The 18,268-nt window shown below is 73.8% G+C and carries 19 protein-coding genes; 11 read left to right on the top strand and 8 right to left on the bottom strand.

Annotation, left to right across the window (positions count from 1 at the left end; translation table 11 throughout):
- Positions 1 to 712, bottom strand: a 712-nt coding sequence (gene sepH, locus ACWGKI_RS08085; protein WP_452186107.1) for a septation protein SepH, incomplete at its 3' end; no start/stop codon positions are given.
- A 154-nt stretch (positions 713 to 866) separates the two neighbouring features.
- Between sepH and ACWGKI_RS08080 the strand changes: the two genes are divergently transcribed.
- The 3 genes from ACWGKI_RS08080 to ACWGKI_RS08070 all read left to right on the top strand — a co-directional run bounded on the left by ACWGKI_RS08080 (position 867) and on the right by ACWGKI_RS08070 (position 2,948).
- On the top strand, positions 867 to 1,532 hold the full coding sequence (locus ACWGKI_RS08080; protein WP_380244671.1) for a trimeric intracellular cation channel family protein: 666 nt from the start codon (positions 867 to 869) through the stop codon (positions 1,530 to 1,532).
- A gap of 3 nt (positions 1,533 to 1,535) precedes the next feature.
- Complete coding sequence (locus tag ACWGKI_RS08075) at positions 1,536 to 2,378, top strand: inositol monophosphatase family protein (RefSeq protein ID WP_452186105.1); 843 nt, start codon at positions 1,536 to 1,538, stop codon at positions 2,376 to 2,378.
- 270 nt (positions 2,379 to 2,648) lie between these two features.
- Positions 2,649 to 2,948 (top strand): DUF4193 domain-containing protein, encoded by a 300-nt coding sequence (locus ACWGKI_RS08070; protein WP_380244673.1) that lies wholly within the window; start codon positions 2,649 to 2,651, stop codon positions 2,946 to 2,948.
- Positions 2,949 to 3,089: 141 nt separating this feature from the next.
- Here ACWGKI_RS08070 and ACWGKI_RS08065 read toward each other — a convergent pair whose 3' ends face one another.
- Entirely contained in the window at positions 3,090 to 3,560 is a 471-nt protein-coding gene (locus tag ACWGKI_RS08065; RefSeq protein ID WP_380244674.1) for a DUF3093 domain-containing protein, read from the bottom strand.
- A gap of 87 nt (positions 3,561 to 3,647) precedes the next feature.
- Between ACWGKI_RS08065 and dut the strand changes: the two genes are divergently transcribed.
- From dut to ACWGKI_RS08045, 4 genes are all read left to right on the top strand, one after another.
- A complete protein-coding gene (gene dut / locus ACWGKI_RS08060) occupies positions 3,648 to 4,133 on the top strand; it encodes a dUTP diphosphatase (protein ID WP_380244681.1) in 486 nt (161 codons plus the stop codon).
- Positions 4,134 to 4,260: 127 nt separating this feature from the next.
- Complete coding sequence (locus tag ACWGKI_RS08055) at positions 4,261 to 5,031, top strand: DUF3710 domain-containing protein (RefSeq protein ID WP_452186103.1); 771 nt, start codon at positions 4,261 to 4,263, stop codon at positions 5,029 to 5,031.
- Between the two features lie 35 nt (positions 5,032 to 5,066).
- Positions 5,067 to 5,438, top strand: a complete 372-nt coding sequence (locus ACWGKI_RS08050) for an OB-fold nucleic acid binding domain-containing protein (RefSeq protein WP_380244676.1) — start codon at positions 5,067 to 5,069, stop codon at positions 5,436 to 5,438.
- Positions 5,435 to 6,280: a DUF3159 domain-containing protein gene (locus tag ACWGKI_RS08045; protein WP_452186101.1), complete on the top strand. Its 846-nt coding sequence runs from the start codon at positions 5,435 to 5,437 to the stop codon at positions 6,278 to 6,280. Before ACWGKI_RS08050 ends, ACWGKI_RS08045 begins: the two co-directional genes overlap by 4 nt.
- Here ACWGKI_RS08045 and ACWGKI_RS08040 read toward each other — a convergent pair.
- Entirely contained in the window at positions 6,277 to 7,041 is a 765-nt protein-coding gene (locus ACWGKI_RS08040) for a potassium channel family protein (RefSeq protein ID WP_380244678.1), read from the bottom strand. The genes ACWGKI_RS08045 and ACWGKI_RS08040 overlap by 4 nt on opposite strands.
- Entirely contained in the window at positions 7,041 to 7,694 is a 654-nt protein-coding gene (locus ACWGKI_RS08035; RefSeq protein WP_380244682.1) for a potassium channel family protein, read from the bottom strand. Before ACWGKI_RS08035 ends, ACWGKI_RS08040 begins: the two co-directional genes overlap by 1 nt.
- Positions 7,695 to 7,798: 104 nt before the next feature.
- Between ACWGKI_RS08035 and ACWGKI_RS08030 the strand changes: the two genes are divergently transcribed.
- A complete protein-coding gene (locus ACWGKI_RS08030) occupies positions 7,799 to 9,793 on the top strand; it encodes an APC family permease (protein WP_380244679.1) in 1,995 nt (664 codons plus the stop codon).
- A gap of 108 nt (positions 9,794 to 9,901) precedes the next feature.
- Complete coding sequence (locus tag ACWGKI_RS08025) at positions 9,902 to 11,206, top strand: class I SAM-dependent RNA methyltransferase (protein ID WP_452186099.1); 1,305 nt, start codon at positions 9,902 to 9,904, stop codon at positions 11,204 to 11,206.
- 52 nt (positions 11,207 to 11,258) lie between these two features.
- Here the strand turns inward: ACWGKI_RS08025 and ACWGKI_RS08020 are convergent, their stop codons facing one another.
- Positions 11,259 to 12,041, bottom strand: coding sequence for a DUF5701 family protein (locus tag ACWGKI_RS08020; RefSeq protein ID WP_452186097.1), 783 nt, complete (start codon positions 12,039 to 12,041; stop codon positions 11,259 to 11,261).
- Between the two features lie 252 nt (positions 12,042 to 12,293).
- Here ACWGKI_RS08020 and acnA point away from each other — a divergent pair, with 252 nt between their 5' ends.
- Positions 12,294 to 15,047, top strand: a complete 2,754-nt coding sequence (acnA, locus tag ACWGKI_RS08015) for an aconitate hydratase AcnA (protein WP_452186095.1) — start codon at positions 12,294 to 12,296, stop codon at positions 15,045 to 15,047.
- 65 nt (positions 15,048 to 15,112) lie between these two features.
- Here acnA and ACWGKI_RS08010 read toward each other — a convergent pair whose 3' ends face one another.
- Positions 15,113 to 15,994: an alpha/beta fold hydrolase gene (locus tag ACWGKI_RS08010; RefSeq protein WP_452186093.1), complete on the bottom strand. Its 882-nt coding sequence runs from the start codon at positions 15,992 to 15,994 to the stop codon at positions 15,113 to 15,115.
- Positions 15,995 to 16,068: 74 nt separating this feature from the next.
- Here ACWGKI_RS08010 and ACWGKI_RS08005 point away from each other — a divergent pair, with 74 nt between their 5' ends.
- Positions 16,069 to 16,716 carry a TetR/AcrR family transcriptional regulator gene (locus tag ACWGKI_RS08005; protein WP_452186091.1) on the top strand — a complete coding sequence of 216 codons (648 nt, stop codon included), beginning with the start codon at positions 16,069 to 16,071 and terminating at the stop codon, positions 16,714 to 16,716.
- A gap of 25 nt (positions 16,717 to 16,741) precedes the next feature.
- Here the strand turns inward: ACWGKI_RS08005 and ACWGKI_RS08000 are convergent, their stop codons facing one another.
- A complete protein-coding gene (locus tag ACWGKI_RS08000) occupies positions 16,742 to 17,191 on the bottom strand; it encodes a DUF1801 domain-containing protein (protein ID WP_452186090.1) in 450 nt (149 codons plus the stop codon).
- Between the two features lie 34 nt (positions 17,192 to 17,225).
- Entirely contained in the window at positions 17,226 to 18,173 is a 948-nt protein-coding gene (locus tag ACWGKI_RS07995; RefSeq protein ID WP_452186088.1) for an aminoglycoside phosphotransferase family protein, read from the bottom strand.
- Positions 18,174 to 18,268 lie beyond the last annotated feature (95 nt).

The following is an 18,268-nucleotide window of genomic DNA, read 5'->3' as shown; positions in this document are numbered from 1 at the left end:
GGCCGCGGTGGCGGCCGCCGGGCCGCTGGCCCCGGCCACCGGCGAGGTCGTCCAGCAGCAGCGCCGTCGTGTCGTCCTCGACGTGCCGGCGCGGCGCCGCCGCACGACCGCCGCTCGACGGCACGCCCAGCATCTCCGGCGAGACCGGGTCGTCCGGCTGGCCGAGCCAACGCGCCTCGTCGTCGAGCGGCGTCACGACGCGGCCCTTGGGGTCGTAGGTCCAGCGCGCGGAGCGGTTGCGGTCCCCGGCGGAGAACCGCACCTCGACGACCCAGGGCGCCGAGCCGTCCCGCCGGGCGGACCAGTGCGCCTCGGACGCCCGCACGCCGCGGGCGGCCAGACGGGTGTCCGCGACCTCACCGAGCGTCGTCGCCTCGTCGTCGCCAGGCAGCCGGTGGGCGCGCACCTGGGCGATCACGTGGTCGCGCTCCGCGACCACGGGCCACTCGTAACGCTGCACGTGCTCGACGGGCAGGCCGGACTCCTCGGCCAGCTCCTCGGCCGAGGCGCCCGCACGCAACCGCGCCTGCAGGTCGCGAGGTCGCAGCGTCGTCGCGGCCTGGGCGCGCAGCGCCTCCGTGCGCGGCCGGTCGCGCCGGACCGCGGCGCGCAGCGCCTCCGTGATGGGCAACGTGCTCTGGGTGCCGTCGGGGCCGCGCAGGACCAGGCGCTCACCGTCCTCGTGCAGTCTCACGAGCTCGAGCTCGGCCATGCTTCCTCCCTCACAGGTCGCCCGCGGGTACGTTCCGTCGGGGCGGGTCCGCCGGTTCGAGGGTGCCACCGGCGCGGCGCCCGACGGCGCAGGCGCGTCGGTGTGCCGTCGATTGACGCGCCCGCCCTCGCGTCCCCTGGGAGGATGGCGTCCCGTGGACGCGTTCACCTCCGGCCCGGTCTCCGTCGTCGAGCTCGTCGCCGTGTTCGTCGCGGCCGTCTCGGGCGGCCTCGCGGCCGTGCGCAAGCGGTTCGACGTGTTCGGCGTGCTCGTGCTCGCCTGGGTCACGGGCCTCGGGGGAGGCATCCTGCGCGACGTGCTCATCGGCGACACCCCGCCGGTCGGGATCTCGAGCTGGCGTCTCGTCGCGGCGGCGCTCGCCGCGGGTGTGATCATCTTCTTCTTCCACCCCGGGCTCGAACGCATGCGCCGCTCGGTCCTCGTGCTCGACGCGGCCGCGCTGTCCCTGTTCGTGCTGCAGGGCACGACCAAGTCGCTCGACCTCGGGGCCGGTGTGCTCGCGTCCGTCGTCGTGGGGGTGCTCACCGCGGTGGGAGGCGGCATCGTGCGCGACGTCCTCGTGGGGGAGGTGCCGCTGGTGTTCGCCGACCGACAGCTCTACGCGGTGCCCGCGCTGGTCGGCGCCGGCATCACCGCCGCCCTGTGGCACGCCGGGGCGCTGCAGGCGTGGACCGCCCTGGGCGTGGTGCTCCTGGTCTTCGGCTTCCGCCTCATGTCCCTCGCGCGCGGGTGGACGGTGCCGCACCCCGGGCCGGGCTGGACCGCCCGGTGGGGGCGGCGGCGGTCGGGCAAGATGTAGCGCGTGCACGACATCGAGCGACAGACCGCGGACCACGACGTCGAGGGGCTGCGCGACCTGGCCCGGCGGCTCGCCCTGGAGGCCGGCGCGCTGGTGCGCGACGGGCGGCCCGACCGGGTCGAGGTCGCGGCGACCAAGTCGAGCGCCGTCGACCCGGTCACGGACATGGACCGTGCGTCCGAGGCGCTGCTGCGCGAGCGGCTCGCCACGGAGCGGCCGCACGACGCGATCCTCGGCGAGGAGGGGGACGACGTCCCGGGCACCTCCGGCCTGACCTGGGTGCTCGACCCGATCGACGGCACGGTCAACTACCTCTACGGCGTCGCGTCGTACGCCGTCTCGGTGGCGGTCGTCGCCGGCCCGCCCGACCCGGAGCGCTGGACGGCCCTCGCCGGCTGCGTGCACTCGGTCGTCGACGGGCGCACCTGGACCGCCGCACGCGGAGGGGGTGCCGAGCGGGACGGGCTGCCGTTGCAGGTGAACCGCCCGGCGTCCCTGGCCGCGTCCCTCCTGGGCACGGGGTTCGGCTACGAGGCCGCCCGGCGCGCCCAGCAGGCGCGGGTGCTCGCCGACGTGCTGCCGCGGGTGCGCGACATCCGGCGCCTGGGCTCGGCGGCCATCGACCTGTGCCTCCTGGCGGAGGGCCGGCTCGACCTGTACTACGAGCGTGGGCTGAACCCCTGGGACATGGCTGCCGGGGGCCTGGTGGCGTCGGAGGCGGGCGCGTGGCTGGGCGGGCTGCGCGGACGGGGTGCGAGCCGGGTGATGACCGTCGCGGGTGCCCGCCCCGTCGTCGACGAGCTGGCCCGGTTGCTCGAGGACGCCGGCGCGGACGGCGACGCCTGACGCCGACCGGGTTCGGGCCGCGCCGCCCACCCCTCCCGGGGTGAAAAAGTTCGTCAGCGGGTGCGTTTCCGCTGGCGGAGAACGCCAGGACGGCGCGGGTGTCGTCGCAGGTCAGAGGCCGATGACGGCACTGTGACACGGGGAACAGCGTGCGGTGTCGCGCGCCCGCCCGAAATGGTGCACAATCCGTGGGCCGACCGGGAACAAAACTCGGTCACCGAGCATTATCAGCGCGTACCGATACCGACACCACGGAGCGTGACCACACAGATGGCAACCGACTACGACGCCCCCCGTAAGAACGACGAGGACGCGGAGCAGGACTCGATCCAGGAGCTCCAGGCGCGTCGTTCCGACAAGTCGTCGGGTGTCGTCGACGAGGACGAGACGGAGGCCGCGGAAGGCTTCGAGCTTCCCGGCGCCGACCTGTCCGGCGAGGAGCTCGCGGTTCGCGTCCTGCCCCGCCAGGCCGACGAGTTCACCTGCACGAGCTGCTTCCTCGTCCACCACCGCAGCCAGCTGGCCTACGAGAAGAACGGCCAGATGATCTGCACGGAGTGCGCTGCCTGACGCACGCGTGACCGTGCGCCGGGGGCGCGCAGCACCACGGACGAGCAGCACGGACGACACGGGCCGTCACGTCGAGGACGTGACGGCCTTCGTCGTCCCTGCGTGCGTCGTCCCTGCGTCCGTTGTCCCCGCGGGGGCCGGTCAGTGCCCCAGCGCCGCGGCCAGCTCCTGGGGGCGGCGAGTCGACAGCAGCCAGTACGGGGTCGGGTCCAGCGGGTCCTCCAGCTCGACGCGCACGCCCGTGCGCGCCCACGCGCGCAGGCAGACGAACGCCCGGGCGTCCAGGGCGGTGCCGAGGGCGGTCCGCATCTGCTCGGGGCTGTCCATCGGCGTGACGTCCCCCAGGAGGTCCACCGGGACCTGGGCCCGGCCGGCGCGCAGCCGCCCGTCGGCGACCTCGATGACCGGGGCCGTCGCCACGAGCGCGACCAGCGTGCCCGCCGCGACCAGAGCACCGATCACGACGCCGACGACGTGGGCCAGGGGCCACAGCGCGATGCCGGTGATGACGCCGAGGGCGACGGCACCGCACCAGGCGGCCGGACCGGGCGTGAGCCGCTCGCGGAACGCGGGGCCGGTGACGGGGGAGAGGTCGGGCCGGTGCTCGCTCATGGACCCATCATCCCAGGACCGCCGCAGCCCGGTGACCGCGTGCGGTTCGGCTACGCTTCCCGGGTGCCCGACACCGCTGCCCAGCCCGTGACCCCTCCCGCGAGCACCGACCCGCGCACCGACCCGAGCACGGTGGACGTGCTCGTGACGCTGCTCGACGACGCGCCGACCCCCGCGTACGCGCACCCGGGCGACGCGGGCGCCGACCTGGTGACGACCGTGGACGTGGTGATCCCGCCGCAGGGCCGCGTGACGGTCCCGACGGGCGTCGCGATCGCGCTGCCCGAGGGCTACGCGGCGTTCGTGCACCCGCGCTCCGGGCTGGCCGCGAAGCACGGCGTCACGGTGGTGAACGCGCCCGGCACCATCGACGCGGGCTACCGGGGGGAGATCAAGGTGATCCTCCTGAACACGGACGTCGCCGAGCCGGTGCACCTGCGTCGGGGCGACCGGGTGGCGCAGCTCGTGGTGCAGCGCGTCGAGCACGCGCGGTTCCTCGTCGCGACCTCGCTGCCGGGGTCGCACCGCGGCGAGGGCGGGTTCGGCTCCAGCGGTGGCTTCGCCGGGGCCTGAGACCACCCGTGGGCCTGGGCTTCCACAGGCCCGCCGGACGTAGCGGCGAACCGGTCTACTGTGGGAGATGAGTAGGACCCGCTCGGACCGTCGACGGCCGAGCAGGACGACGAGAAGGAGATCCTCCGTGGGGCTGTTCCGGCGCAACGCGTCGAATAAGGAGACCGACGCGGCCCGCGAGACCGCGCCCGAGGAGGTAGCGACGACCGCCTCCGGTGACGGCGGCGGTGACGGCGGCGGCGCGCAGGAGCGCTCCGAGCGCGGACCGTTCGACTCCTCCCAGGTGACGGGCATGGGCCCGCGCGTGGACCTGGGCGCCATCTGGTTGCCCGTGCTGCCCGGCCTCGAGCTGCGCATGGAAGTCGACAAGAAGACGCAGAAGGTCACCGGCGTCTCCGCGACCCTCGCCGGGTCGGGCCTGCAGGTGCAGGCGTTCGCGGCGCCGCGCACGGAGGGCATCTGGGACGAGGTGCGCACCGAGATCGGCACGTCCATCACGCGGCAGGGCGGCACCGTCGACGACGTGCCGGGCACGTTCGGGCGCGAGCTCATCGCGCGCATCCCGGCGACCGGCCCGGACGGGCAGGCGGCCGTGCGCCCCGCGCGCTTCGTGGGCGTCGACGGCCCCCGCTGGTTCCTGCGCGGCGTCCTGTCCGGACGCGCCGCGATCGACCCGGAGGCCGCCCGGCCGCTCGAGTCCGTGTTCGCGAACGTCGTGGTGGTGCGGGACGGCAACCCTCGCCCCCCGCGCGACCTGCTCACGCTCACCCTGCCCAAGAACGCCCGGCAGGGCGGCACGCCGGACGGCGAGGCGGCCGCCGGCCCGGAGAGCGCCACGCCGCAGACGCCGTCGTTCGACCCGCTGAACCGCGGGCCGGAGATCACCGAGATCCGGTAGCCGGACACGGCCATGACCCACCGCCTGGAGTACTGATGTCCCTGCGTACCGCCGTCCGCCACGCGCTGGCCTCGGCCGACGAGGTCGCCGCCGACGAGGAACGGCACGAGGCCGCCGCCTACGGCGGCGGCTGCACGCCTGTGGCCCAGCTGAGCGACCGCAAGCGCGCGAGCACCGCCGGCGTGCTGCGCTCGGTCGTGCTGCGCCCCCGTGAGGGCGTCCCCACGGTCGAGGCGGAGCTGTACGACGGCTCGGGCTCGCTCGACCTGGTGTGGCTCGGGCGCCGGTCGATCGCCGGCATCGACCCCGGCCGCCGGATCCGCGTGGACGGGCTGGTCTGCGACGTCGACGGACGTCGCACGATGTTCAACCCGCGCTACGAGCTGCGCGCGCGGGCCGGCGAGTGAGCGACGCGGCGGGCGGGTCCGCCGGGCGCAGCCCGGTGGCCGACGGACGCGGCGTCCGCGCCGTCGCGGGGGAGTCGTTCTCCTTCGCGCAGGCGGTCGGCGGAGTGCGCGGCGTGATCGAGGCGGTGCTGCCCGGCCTCGTGTTCGTGGTGCTGTACGTCATCACGTCCCAGCTGACCTGGGCGCTCGTGGCGTCGGTCGGCGCGGCGCTGGTCGCCGTGGTCGCGCGCCTCGCGCAGCGCACGCCGATCACGCAGGCTCTCGGTGGGCTGCTGGGGATCGGTGTGGGCGTGTTCTGGGCGTGGCGCTCCGGTGAGGCTCAGGACTTCTACGCCTGGGGACTGTGGACCAACGCCGCGTACCTCGCCGCCATCCTGGTCTCGCTCGCGCTGCGCTGGCCGGTCGTCGGCCTCGTGGTCGAGGCCGTGCGCGGCGGGTTCGCCGACGTCGCGGCCGAGCGCGCCCGCGCCGGGCACGAGGGGGCGGAGAAGGCCGCTCCCACGGAGCCGGGGAGCGACGCCGCCGGCGAGCCTGCCACGGCCGATCCCGCGCCCAGCCCGCTCGCCGCTCTGACGGTCTGGCGCAAGGACCCGGACCTGGTGCGCCGCTACACCCTGGCGACGTGGTTCTGGGCGGGGCTGTTCGCGGTGCGGCTGCTCGTCAAGGTGCCGCTGTACTTCTCGGGCGACGTCGGCTGGCTCGGCACCGCCCACCTGGTCCTCGGTGTCCCGCTGTGGGGCCTGGTGCTCTGGCTCACGTGGGTCGTGGTGCGCGGCGCGCACGACAGCCGCGGCGACCAGCCCGCGGCCGGGAGCCGCGAGCCGGCCTCGCCGGCGTCCTAGTCGTCGTCCTGGTCGCCGCCCACGGACGCGTCAAGACCGTCGACGACGACCTCGGGAGGCACCAGCGGTGCGTCCTCCGCGATGGGGGGGACGGTCGGGCCGCCGGTGGCGAGGAGCTGCTGGAGCGCCTCCTCGTCCGCCTGGCTGCCCATGACGAGCACGAGCTCGTCACCTGCCTCGAGCGTGTCGTCCACCGTCGGCGCGAGCGGCTGCGACCCCCGCACGACGCACGCCAGCACCGTGTCGGTCGGCCAGCCCACCGAGCCGACCCGGGCACCGACGAGCGGAGAGTCGGTCGGCAGCGTCACCTCGACGATGTCGGCGCCGGACTGGTGGAACGTGAAGATGCGCACCAGGTCGCCCACGGCCACGGCCTCCTCGACCATGGCCGTCATGATCCGCGGTGTCGACACGGCGACGTCCACGCCCCACGAGCCGTCGAACATCCACTCGTTCTTGGGGTTGTTGACACGGGCGACGGTGCGGGGCACGCCGAACTCCGTCTTGCACAGCAGCGAGAAGACGAGGTTCGCCTTGTCGTCGCCGGTGGCGCCGACGACGACGTCCGCGCTGGCCACGTCGGTGGCCTCGAGCGAGGACAGCTCGCACGCGTCGGCGAGGAGCCAGTCCGCCTCGGGCACCTGGGCCACACGCATGGCGGCCGGGTTCCGGTCGATGAGCACGACCTCGTGGTCGTGCGAGAGCAGCTCACGGGCGATGGACCGGCCCACCGACCCGGCACCGGCGACGACGACGCGCATCAGCTGTCCCCCTGCTGCGGCTCGTGGGTGAGGACCCGCTCGACCGTGGCGGCGTCGTCGGCGCGCATGAGCACGTGCAGCACGTCGTTGTCCTGCAGCACCGACGAGGCCGTGGGCAGGACGCCGTCCGTGTACCGGGAGAGGAACGCGACGCGGGCGCCGGTGGCCTCCTCGATGCGGTGCACGGTCGTGCCCGCCCAGGCGGGGTGGTAGTCGATCTGGGCGAGGCGCACCTGCCCGGACGGGTCGCGGTACTCGTCGGTCGCGCCGAGCGGCAGCATCCGGCGCAGCACCTGGTCGGCCGTCCAGCGCACCGTCGCGACGGTGGGGATGCCGAGGCGCTGGTAGATCTCGGCCCGCTGCGGGTCGTAGATGCGGGCCACGACGTTCTCGACGCCGTACGTCTCGCGGGCGACGCGCGCGGCGAGCACGTTCGAGTTGTCACCGTCCGAGACGGCGGCGAACGCGTAGGTGTCCTCGATGCCGGCCTGGACGAGGGTGTCGCGGTCGAAGCCGACGCCGGTCACCTTCTGCCCGCTGAAGCCGGCCGGCAGCCGGCGGAACGCCTCGGGGTTCTGGTCGACGACGGCCACCGAGTGGCCGTGGGACTCGATCGTCTGCGCGAGCGTCGACCCGACGCGTCCGCAGCCCATGATCACGAAATGCACGAGCGAAACGCTATACCTCGAACGGCGTGGGTTCCTCGCGGTGCCCCGGCGCGAGACGACGCGCCCCGCGGGGCATAGCATTGCTCGACGTGTCGGACATCGCGGACGCTGCCAAACGGCTCCTCATCGGACGCCCCGTGCGCAGCGAGAACCTGGGGCACACGCTCCTGCCCAAGCGCGTCGCGCTGCCCGTCTTCGCCTCGGACGCGCTGTCCTCGGTGGCGTACGCCCCGGACGAGATCCTCCTGACCCTCGCGGTCGCGGGCATCGCCGCGACCACGATCTCGCCGTGGATCGGCCTGGTGGTCGTCGTCGTGCTGCTCGTCGTGGTCTCGTCGTACCGGCAGAACGTGCGCGCCTACCCGTCCGGCGGCGGGGACTACGAGGTCGCGACGACGAACCTCGGCCCGTCGGCCGGCATCGGCGTCGCGTCGGCGCTGCTGGTCGACTACGTGCTCACGGTCGCCGTGTCGATCTCTTCCGGTGCGCAGTACGCGGCGTCCGCGCTGCCCTTCCTGCGGGGCCACGAGGCGCTGTTCGCCGTGCTCGTCGTCGTGGTCCTCACCGTGATGAACCTGCGCGGCGTGCGCGAGTCGGGCACCGTCTTCGCCGTCCCGACCTACTGCTTCATGGCGCTCATCGGCCTGCTGGCCGTGGTCGGCGCGATCCGCTGGTTCGCCGGGGACCTCCCGATGGCCGAGAGCGCGAACTTCGAGATCACCCCCGAGGCCGGCTTCGACCAGGGGCTCACGGGGCTCGCGGGCGCCTTCCTGCTGGCGCGCGCCTTCGCCTCCGGCTGTGCAGCCCTGACGGGTGTCGAGGCCATCAGCAACGGCGTGCCGGCCTTCCGCAAGCCCAAGTCGCGCAACGCTGCCACGACCCTCGCGCTGCTGGGCGGCATCTCCGCCACCATGATGATCTCGATCCTGCTGCTCGCGCAGGCGACCGGCGTGAAGTACGTCGAGGACGCGCACTCCCAGCTCACGTCCGACGGGCAGCCGCTCCCGGCCGACTACAACCAGCACCCGGTCATCAGCCAGCTCGCGGGAGCCGTGTTCGACGGGTTCACGCCGGTGTTCGTGGCGATCTCCGTCGTCACGGGCCTGATCCTGGTGCTCGCGGCCAACACGGCCTTCAACGGGTTCCCGGTGCTCGGCTCGATCCTGGCCAAGGACGGGTTCCTGCCACGCCAGCTGCACACGCGCGGCGACCGGCTCGCGTTCTCCAACGGCATCATCACCCTCGCCGTCGCTGCGATCGTGCTCATCGTCGCGTTCGACGCCCAGGTCACCCGCCTCATCCAGCTCTACATCGTGGGCGTGTTCGTCTCGTTCACGCTGTCCCAGCTGGGCATGGTGCGGCACTGGACGCGCGCCCTGCGCAAGGAGCCCGACCCCAAGGAGCGCTCGCGCATGCAGCGCTCCCGGGTCGTCAACGGCGTCGGGCTCGTGATGACCGCCACGGTGCTCGTCATCGTGCTGGCGACCAAGTTCACCCACGGGGCCTGGATCACCCTGCTCGCCATGGGCGTGCTCTTCGGCCTCATGAAGGCGATCCGCGCGCACTACGAGCGGGTGCGCGAGGAGCTGGCCCTCGACGACGTCGCCGGTGCGCGGGCGCTGCCGAGCCGCGTGCACGCGATCGTGCTCGTGTCCAAGATCCACAAGCCGACCATGCGGGCGCTCGCGTACGCGCGGGCCTCGCGGCCGTCGGTCCTGGAGGCCGTGACGGTCGGGGTGGACCCGGACGACATCGCAGAGATCCGCGAGCGCTGGGAGAGCCTCGACCTCCCCGTGCCGCTGCGGGTGCTGGACTCGCCGTTCCGCGAGATCACGCGGCCCGTACTCAAGTACGTGCGGTCCGTGCGCCGCGACTCGCCGCGCGACCTGGTGGTCGTGTACATCCCCGAGTACGTCGTGGGCCACTGGTGGGAGCAGCTGCTGCACAACCAGTCCGCCCTGCGGCTCAAGGGACGCCTGCTGTTCACCCCCGGGGTCGTCGTCGCCTCCGTGCCGTGGCAGCTGTCGTCCTCGGCCGGACAGACCGGCCTCGAGGGCACCTCGCCCCGCGGACCCAGGTACTGAGCGCAGCCGCACCTCGCACCCGGTGGGCCGACCACCCGTGGCCGCGCGTCGGCCACGACACAGCCCCGGCGGTCGGCGGGCCGGCGCGCCCGGGGGAGAATGGTGCCCATGCCCCGACCTCGCCGTTCTGCGCCGCGCCCCCGCACCACCGCTCCCGACCCTGAGGTGGGGCGCGAGGTCGACCTGGAGGTGGGCCCGGTCGCGCACGGCGGCCACTGCGTCGCCCGGCTCGACGGTCGCGTCGTCTTCGTGCGGCACACGCTCCCGGGCGAGCGGGTGCGCGCCCGGGTCACCGAGACCGGTTCGCGCTTCTGGCGCGCCGACGCCGTCGAGGTGCTGGAGCCGTCGCCCGACCGCGTCCCGTCCGCCTGGCCGGAGGCGGGCCCGGGCGGCGTCGGGGGCGGTGAGCTCGCGCACGTGGCCCTGCCGGCGCAGCGTCGGTGGAAGGCCGCGGTGCTGGCCGAGCAGCTGCAGCGGCTCGCCCGCCTCGAGCGGGACGTCGAGGTGGAGGCGGCCCCCGGCGACGACGAGCGCGGCGGCCTCGCGTACCGGACCCGCGTCGACCTCGTGGCCGACGCCGAGGGGCGGGCGGGGATGCGACGGTTCCGGTCGCACGACGTCGTCCCGCTGGAGGCGATGCCGTTGGCGACCGACGAGGTCGCGGCGCTCGCCGACGCGGAGGACGTGTGGACGCGACGCTGGCGCCCGGGCGCGCAGCTGCAGCTCGTGGCCCCGGCGGACGGCGCGGACCCCGTGCTCCTGGTGGACGACGTGCCCTGGCGTCGGGGGCGCGGGGACACCCGTCCCAACGCCCGCCGCGCCGTCGCCGAGACGGTGCGGGCCGGCGGCGCCGAGCACCGCTACCGGGTGGCGGCGGACGGCTTCTGGCAGGTGCACCGGGCGGCGCCCGACCTGCTGACCGGCGCCGTGCTCGACGCGGTGCACGGAGCCGACCCCGACGGCGCGACGGTGCTCGACCTGTACTCCGGCGCCGGCCTGTTCACCGTGCCGCTCGCGGCGGCGGTGGGCGGTTCCGGACGTGTCGTCGCGGTCGAGGGCGACGCGCGCGCGGTCAAGGACGCGCGCCGCAACGCGCACGACCTGCCGCAGGTGGAGCTGCACCTCGGTGCCGTCGACCGCGTGCTCGCGGACGGGGACGCGTCAGGGGCCGACGTGGGCGGGGCGGACGTCGTCGTCCTCGACCCGCCCCGTGCCGGGGCCGGCCGCAAGGTCGTGGACTCCATCGCCGGCCGGGGGCCGCGTCGCGTCGTCTACGTGGCGTGCGACCCGGCGGCGCTCGCCCGCGACCTCGCCTACCTCGCGGGCCACGGCTACGAGCTCACCGGGCTGCGCGCGTTCGACCTGTTCCCGATGACCCACCACGTCGAGGCCGTCGCCGTCCTGGACCGCTGACAGCCCTCGCAACGAGCGTGCTGATTTGATCCTCAAACCCGCTGAATGAGGATCAGGTCAGCACGCTCGATGCTTCTCGGTGGGCCGCCGACGCGAACCCCAGCCAGGTGTGCCGGTTGCGCCACCAGCACCAGCCGACCTTGGGGGCACCGCGGCGGGCGCTGCCGTCGCGCCCGGTGCCGTTCGAGATCCACACGGCTGGCGTGCGGGCGTCGTAGGTGCCGTCCGGTCGTCGTAACCGAGACCCGATGGTCATGAAGCACTGGTTGCGGGCGAGGGCGCCGGGGGACTGGAGCACCCAGTGCATGCCCTCCGCCAGCGTGAGCGGGGTGCGACCGCGCGACGCGATCACCGGCTCGGCCTCTTCCGGCGACCAGTTCGCCAGCTCGTCGCCACGGTCCAGGCCGACGACGGCGTAGACGTCGGCGTCCGGCAGGTCCACCGCGGGCACGGGCCCGAAGTCGTCGACGTCGGCCATGTCCACCACGACGAAGCCCTCCCGCTCGGTCGGGCGTCCGCGGACGGAGGTCGGCAGGCGCAGGTGCGCGGCGAGCGTCGACGGCGGCAGCACCCGAGGGTGCACGACGAGCAGCGACCCGGCCGGCGCCGACCGGCCCAGCGCAGCGGCCGCGTCCCGGAGCGCCGCCGGGGAGAGGGCCTCGGCCGGCACGACGCCGCGTGCCAGGAGGAGCTCGGCCTGCGCGTCCAGCGAGGGCAGCGGCGGCGGCGTGGTGTCGGACGAAGGGGTGTCGGACAAGGTGGTGTCGGACGGGGCGACGGCACATCCGGGGTCGGAGGAGCGCTCGGAGGAGGGCGTGGTGGTGCGCGACGGCATGGGTGTCCTTCCTGTCGGGGCAGGGGGACAACGCGCCGGCCACGGGACTTGTTCCCGTGCGGTGTACGGAATCTGCCTGGCTGACGACCGCCGGGACCTGACACCGAGATATCTTGACGTCAAGATATATGGGCTATGCTGACCAGGTGCCCGGCGTACGCTGGGCGGAGCCCCCCAGAACCACGGCGTCGGAACCGTCGCGCCGCAGCGCGCACGGTGCCGTCGTCGGCCAGCCCCGCAGAAGGAGCCGCAGTGAGCAGCGTGGACACGTTCGGATCGAAGGGAACGCTGGAGGTCGGCGGGAAGGCCTACGAGATCTTCCGCCTCTCCGCCGTCGAGGGCGCCGAGCGCCTCCCGTACTCCCTGAAGATCCTCGCCGAGAACCTCCTGCGCACCGAGGACGGTGCCAACATCACCGCCGACCACGTGCGCGCCCTCGCGTCCTGGGACCCGGACGCCCAGCCGGACACGGAGATCCAGTTCACGCCTGCCCGCGTGATCATGCAGGACTTCACCGGCGTGCCCTGCGTCGTGGACCTCGCCACCATGCGCGAGGCCGTGGCGGAGCTCGGCGGCGACCCGAAGCGGATCAACCCGCTCGCCCCGGCCGAGATGGTCATCGACCACTCGGTGCAGATCGACGTGGCCGGGCGCGCGGACGCGTTCGCCCGCAACGTCGAGTTCGAGTACGAGCGCAACCACGAGCGCTACCAGTTCCTGCGCTGGGGCCAGACGGCGTTCGACGACTTCAAGGTCGTCCCCCCGGGCACCGGCATCGTGCACCAGGTCAACATCGAGTACCTGGCCCGCACGGTCATGACCCGTGAGGTGGACGGCGTGCTGCGCGCCTACCCGGACACCTGCGTCGGCACCGACTCGCACACCACGATGGTCAACGGCCTCGGCGTCCTGGGCTGGGGCGTCGGCGGCATCGAGGCCGAGGCGGCCATGCTGGGCCAGCCGGTGTCGATGCTCATCCCGCGCGTCGTCGGCTTCAAGCTGTCGGGCTCGATCCCGGCCGGCGTGACCGCGACCGACGTCGTGCTCACCATCACCCAGATGCTGCGCCAGCACGGCGTGGTCGGGAAGTTCGTCGAGTTCTACGGCGCGGGCGTCGCCCAGGTGCCGCTGGCCAACCGCGCCACCATCGGCAACATGAGCCCCGAGTTCGGCTCGACCGCCGCGATCTTCCCGATCGACGACGTCACCCTCGACTACCTGCGCCTCACCGGCCGCAGCGACGAGCAGCTCGCGCTCGTCGAGGCGTACGCCAAGGAGCAGGGCCTCTGGCTGGACCCGAGCTCCGAGTCCTACGTGGAGCCGAAGTTCTCCGAGTACCTCGAGCTGGACCTCGGCACCGTCGTGCCGTCGATCGCCGGCCCGAAGCGCCCGCAGGACCGCATCGAGCTCTCGCACGCCAAGTCGGCCTTCGCCCGTGACCTGCCGGCCTACGCCTCCGAGGTCATCGACTCGGTGGACGAGGCCGAGAAGGAGTCCTTCCCGGCCTCCGACTCGCCGTCCACGCACGCCCAGGTGCGCCGCACCGTGCCGGTGACGGACAGCGAGGGCAAGGAGTTCGACCTGTTCCACGGTGCCGTCGCGATCGCGTCGATCACCTCGTGCACCAACACGTCCAACCCGTCCGTGATGCTCGCGGCGGCGCTCCTGGCCAAGAAGGCCGTGGAGAAGGGCCTCGCGTCCAAGCCGTGGGTCAAGACGTCGATGGCGCCCGGTTCCCAGGTCGTGACGAACTACTACGAGAAGTCCGGCCTCTGGCCCTACCTCGAGAAGCTCGGCTTCCACCTCGTGGGCTACGGCTGCGCCACCTGCATCGGCAACTCCGGCCCGCTGGACGAGAAGATCTCGGAGGCCGTCAACGAGCACGACCTCTCCGTCGTCTCGGTGCTGTCCGGCAACCGGAACTTCGAGGGTCGCATCAACCCCGACGTGAAGATGAACTACCTGGCGTCCCCGCCGCTGGTCATCGCCTACGCGCTCGCCGGCACGATGGAGTTCGACTTCGAGTCCGACCCGCTGGGCCGCGACGAGGCCGGCAACCCCGTGTTCCTGCGGGACATCTGGCCCACGCCGGAAGAGGTCCAGGCCACGATCGACGCGTCGATCGACCGTGACATGTTCACCAAGGACTACGCGGACGTCTTCACCGGCGACGACCGGTGGCGCGCGCTGGAGACCCCGGAGGGTGACACGTTCGCCTGGGACGGCGAGTCGACCTACGTGCGCAAGCCCCCGTACTTCGAGGGCATGGGTGCCGAGCCGACGCCGGTCACCGACATCTCCGGGGCCCGGGTGCTCGCCAAGCTGGGCGACTCGGTCACGACCGACCACATCTCGCCCGCCGGCTCCATCAAGGCGGACAGCCCGGCCGGGGTGTACCTGGCCGAGCACGGCGTGGGTCGCCGCGACTTCAACAGCTACGGCTCGCGCCGCGGCAACCACGAGGTCATGATCCGCGGCACGTTCGCGAACATCCGCCTCAAGAACCAGCTCCTCGACGGTGTCGAGGGCGGCTACACGTTCAACTTCGTGAAGAACGCCCAGGACACCATCTACGACGCGGCGCAGGACTACGCGGCGCAGGGCACCCCGCTCGTCGTGCTCGGTGGCAAGGAGTACGGCTCCGGCTCGTCGCGCGACTGGGCGGCCAAGGGCACCGCGCTCCTGGGCGTCAAGGCCGTCATCACCGAGTCGTTCGAGCGGATCCACCGCTCCAACCTCATCGGCATGGGAGTGCTGCCGCTGCAGTTCCCGGCCGGCGAGAACGCCGGGTCCCTCGGCCTCGACGGCACGGAGACGTTCGACATCGCGGGCATCACCGCGCTGAACGACGGCTCCACCCCGGAGACGGTCAAGGTGACGGCCACCAAGGCGGACGGCTCCGTCGTCGAGTTCGACGCCGTGGTGCGCATCGACACGCCCGGTGAGGCGGACTACTACCGCAACGGCGGCATCCTGCAGTACGTGCTGCGCTCGCTCGTCGCCTGACGACGCGCCGCACCACCCGACGGCGCCCCGTCCCTCCCGCGCGGAGGGGCGGGGCGCCGTCGTCGTCATCGCCGGGAAGTCGCGCCCACGGGGGCGGTGACGTTCGCGGTGATGTGGGCGACGACGGCGTCGAGCACGGCAGGGTCGTCGAGGATCCGCGTGTGGCCGAGACCGCTGGTGACCACGAGCCTGCTGCCCGGCATGGCGGCGTGGAGGCGGCGGGCCCCGTCGGGGAGCGACATCCGGTCGTCGGCGTCATGGACGACGAGGGTCGGGACGCTGGCCGGCACGGGGTGGGTCACGAGGTCGATCCGGGCGCGGACGTCGGGAGCCTGGCCGGGGAACGTCCGGGCGACGTGGTCGCAGAACCGGTCGAGCTGGCTCGCCGGCATCCCGACGAGCCGCAGGAAGGTCGCGGCCAGGGCGTCGAAGCCCGTCATCGCGGACACCGAGACGAAGCGGTCGGTCGGGAACCCGTCGTGGAGAGCGAGGCCCGCCGCGAGCCCACCGAGGGAGTGGCCGACGACGCCGGTGAAGGGGCCCTCGGCGTCGAGCACGGCGCGCATCGCCGCCATGTGGTCGAGGGCGGACATCCGGCGGCCGGTCGAGTCGCCGTGCGCGAGTCCGTCGAACGAGACGACGCCGAGGCCGGCGTCCTCGAGCGCCGTGACGAGCGCCGCGAAGCGGGAGGCCCGGCTCTTCCACCCGTGGGCGAGGAGGACCGCCGGGGCGGCCCGGTCGCCCCAGCGGTAGGTGACGACACGCTCGCCGTCGACGCGGACCATGCCGCGCTCGGCGCGTTCGTGCACGGCCCGGTCGGCGGCGCGGACCGGCGTCGGCGGGCCGAAGCGCCAGAAGGTGCGCGCGGCCAGCCGGACGGCGAGCGGGGGAGCGACGGCGGCCAGCACGCGGAAGCTCGTGCTGACGGCGGTGGGGACGTAGGGCACGACGACCTCCAGGAGAGGAAACTGTACGATCGTTCGCACAGTAACACTGAACGAACGGTCGTACACTCGTCTGCATGAGCGTGACAGCTGCCACCGCCACGGACGGGCGCCGCCTGCGCGGCGACAGGACCCGCCGGGCAGTCCTGGACCGTGCCGTCCAGGCGGCCTCGGTCGAAGGGCTCGAAGGGCTGACGTTCGGCACGCTCGCCGCCGTGGCGCCGGTGAACAAGAGCGGGATCGCGGGACTCTTCGGCTCCAAGGAAGGCCTGCAGCTCGCCGTGGTCGCGCACGCGCGCGAGGTGTTCCGCGCTGCGGTGGTGCTCCCGGCGCTCGACGAGGATCCCGGCCTGGCCCGGCTGTGGCGGACCGTCCTGGCCTGGCTGGACTACTCCCGCGACCGCGTCTTCGACGGCGGCTGCTTCTTCCGTGCAGCAGCGACCGAGCTCGACGCCCGCACGCCGGGCCCGGTCCGGGACGCCGTCGTGGCCGCCCTGCGCGACTGGGACGCCTACCTGGCGCGCCTGGTGCGCGAGGCCGTGGCGCGCGGAGAGCTGGCCGGGGGCACCGACGCGGACCAGCTCGTCTTCACGATCGACGCGGCCCTCGACCGGGCCGACCTGGCGTCGGTGCTCCTCGAGGACGCCGCGGCCTACGACCGGGCAGCGGCTGCGGTGCGGGCCACGCTCGCGGCGGCGGGCGGCTCGCGCACCACGTTCGGCTGAGGACCGCGCCGCGCGGGATCGCCGGTCAGGCGCCGCCTTCGCGGGCCCGCAGGGCGTACGTCCCACCGGTGAGCGCGGCGTACGACGACGCCACGACCGCCTCCAGGACGGCGAGGTCCACCTGGGCGAGGTCCTTGAGGTACAGGCAGCCCACGCCGGCGGTGTGCGGGCCGAGCCGTGCGAGGTCGTCGGCGTGCGCGTCGACGCCGTCGGCGAGGTAGACGACGCTCGCCGCCGCCCGAGGGGAGAAGCCGGCCGCGGCCGCGTGCCCCGTGCGGCCGCTCGCATACGCGTACCGGTACTCGCCGAACCCCACGATCGAGGGACCGAACATGCGGGCGGGCTGTCCCGTCGCGCGCTCCATGAGGCCCAGGAGAGTCTCGGCGTCGCGTCGTCGCGCCGGCCGCGCCACGGCTGCGACGAACGCGTGGGGGTCGGCGTCGGTCCAGGTGGTCGGGGGAGAGCCGGGCGTCATGGGGACAGTCTGCCCGCCCGAGCCCACGGGCACGTCAGCCCCTGTCGGTGAGCAGGGCGGTGAGGGCGTGCTGTCCGATCGGCACGAGCCGGGGGTGCAGGTCGGGGTGGGCCAGCAGGTTCGTCGCGTACAGCAGCGCCCAGCCGGCCGCCCGGTCCCAGGTCGCGTCGTCCCAGCCCTGGCCGTCGCGTGCCTGCGCCTGGACGGTGGCCCGGCAGGCGGCGCGCCCGGCGTCGTCGAAGCACAACCACAGCGCGCCGAGGTCGGATGCCGGGTCGCCGGACGTCACGTCGCCCCAGTCGACGACGGCGGCCAGCCGGTCGGGCTGCCCGTCGCGCCCCGGCGTCACGACGAGGTTGGCGGGGTGCGGGTCGCCGTGCAGCCACACGGGAGGGCCGTCGAAGACCGGCGCGTCGAGGGCTCGGTCCCACACGTGGCGCGCGGCGCCGCGCTGGTCCGCCGGAAGATGGCCGAGGCGCTCGTCCATCGCCGCCGGGTCCCGGGCTTCCGCCCGGTCTTGCAGCGCCACCCCGCGCACCGGGTTGGCGGGCGCGTCCTGCGGAGCCGGCTCGTGCACCGCGGCGAGGACCAGGCCGAGCTCTCGAGCCCAGGCGGTGCGCCTGGCCACGGGCGTCGACTCGCCGCTCGCCCCGGCGGCCCAGGGCACGACCACCCAGGACCACGGGTACCGGAGCGCGGGGCTCGGTCGGCCGACGCGGACCGGGGCCGGCACGACGACGTCGGGCACCACGGCGTGCAGCCGGGTGGCCAGCGCGGGGAGGGCGCGCACCTCGTGCTCCACGAGTGGCGCCGCGAGGGCTCGCCGGGGCAGCCGCACCGCGAGGTCGTCGCCGAGACGCACCATGACGTTGTCCCAGCCGTTCGCCGCGACGTGCAGGGGGAGGCCGGCCAGGTCGGGGTGCTGCTCCGCGAGCAGGGCGTGGACCAGGGCGACGTCGACGTCGATCTCCGCCTCTGGCACCGGCCCATCCTCGCACGTCGCCCGAGGCCACCGCCCGAGGCCGTCGTGGGTACGAAAAGGGCGGGAATCCTGTCGAGGATTCCCGCCCTTTTCGT

The organism is Isoptericola sp. NPDC055881, assembly GCF_053615895.1.
Note: the sequence above shows the minus strand (reverse complement) of the source record. Positions and strands in the feature narration are given on the sequence as shown.

Excerpts from the sequence above, each read along its gene's own strand:
- ACWGKI_RS08070 (WP_380244673.1), top strand. The coding sequence starts at position 2,649 with ATGGCAACCGACTACGACGCCCCCCGTAAGAACGACGAGGACGCGGAG.
- ACWGKI_RS08065 (WP_380244674.1), bottom strand. The coding sequence starts at position 3,560 with ATGAGCGAGCACCGGCCCGACCTCTCCCCCGTCACCGGCCCCGCGTTC.
- ACWGKI_RS08050 (WP_380244676.1), top strand. The coding sequence starts at position 5,067 with ATGTCCCTGCGTACCGCCGTCCGCCACGCGCTGGCCTCGGCCGACGAG.
- ACWGKI_RS08040 (WP_380244678.1), bottom strand. The coding sequence starts at position 7,041 with ATGCGCGTCGTCGTCGCCGGTGCCGGGTCGGTGGGCCGGTCCATCGCC.
- ACWGKI_RS08035 (WP_380244682.1), bottom strand. The coding sequence starts at position 7,694 with ATGGGCTGCGGACGCGTCGGGTCGACGCTCGCGCAGACGATCGAGTCC.
- ACWGKI_RS08025 (WP_452186099.1), top strand. The coding sequence starts at position 9,902 with ATGCCCCGACCTCGCCGTTCTGCGCCGCGCCCCCGCACCACCGCTCCC.
- ACWGKI_RS08020 (WP_452186097.1), bottom strand. The coding sequence starts at position 12,041 with ATGCCGTCGCGCACCACCACGCCCTCCTCCGAGCGCTCCTCCGACCCC.
- ACWGKI_RS08005 (WP_452186091.1), top strand. The coding sequence starts at position 16,069 with ATGAGCGTGACAGCTGCCACCGCCACGGACGGGCGCCGCCTGCGCGGC.
- ACWGKI_RS08000 (WP_452186090.1), bottom strand. The coding sequence starts at position 17,191 with ATGACGCCCGGCTCTCCCCCGACCACCTGGACCGACGCCGACCCCCAC.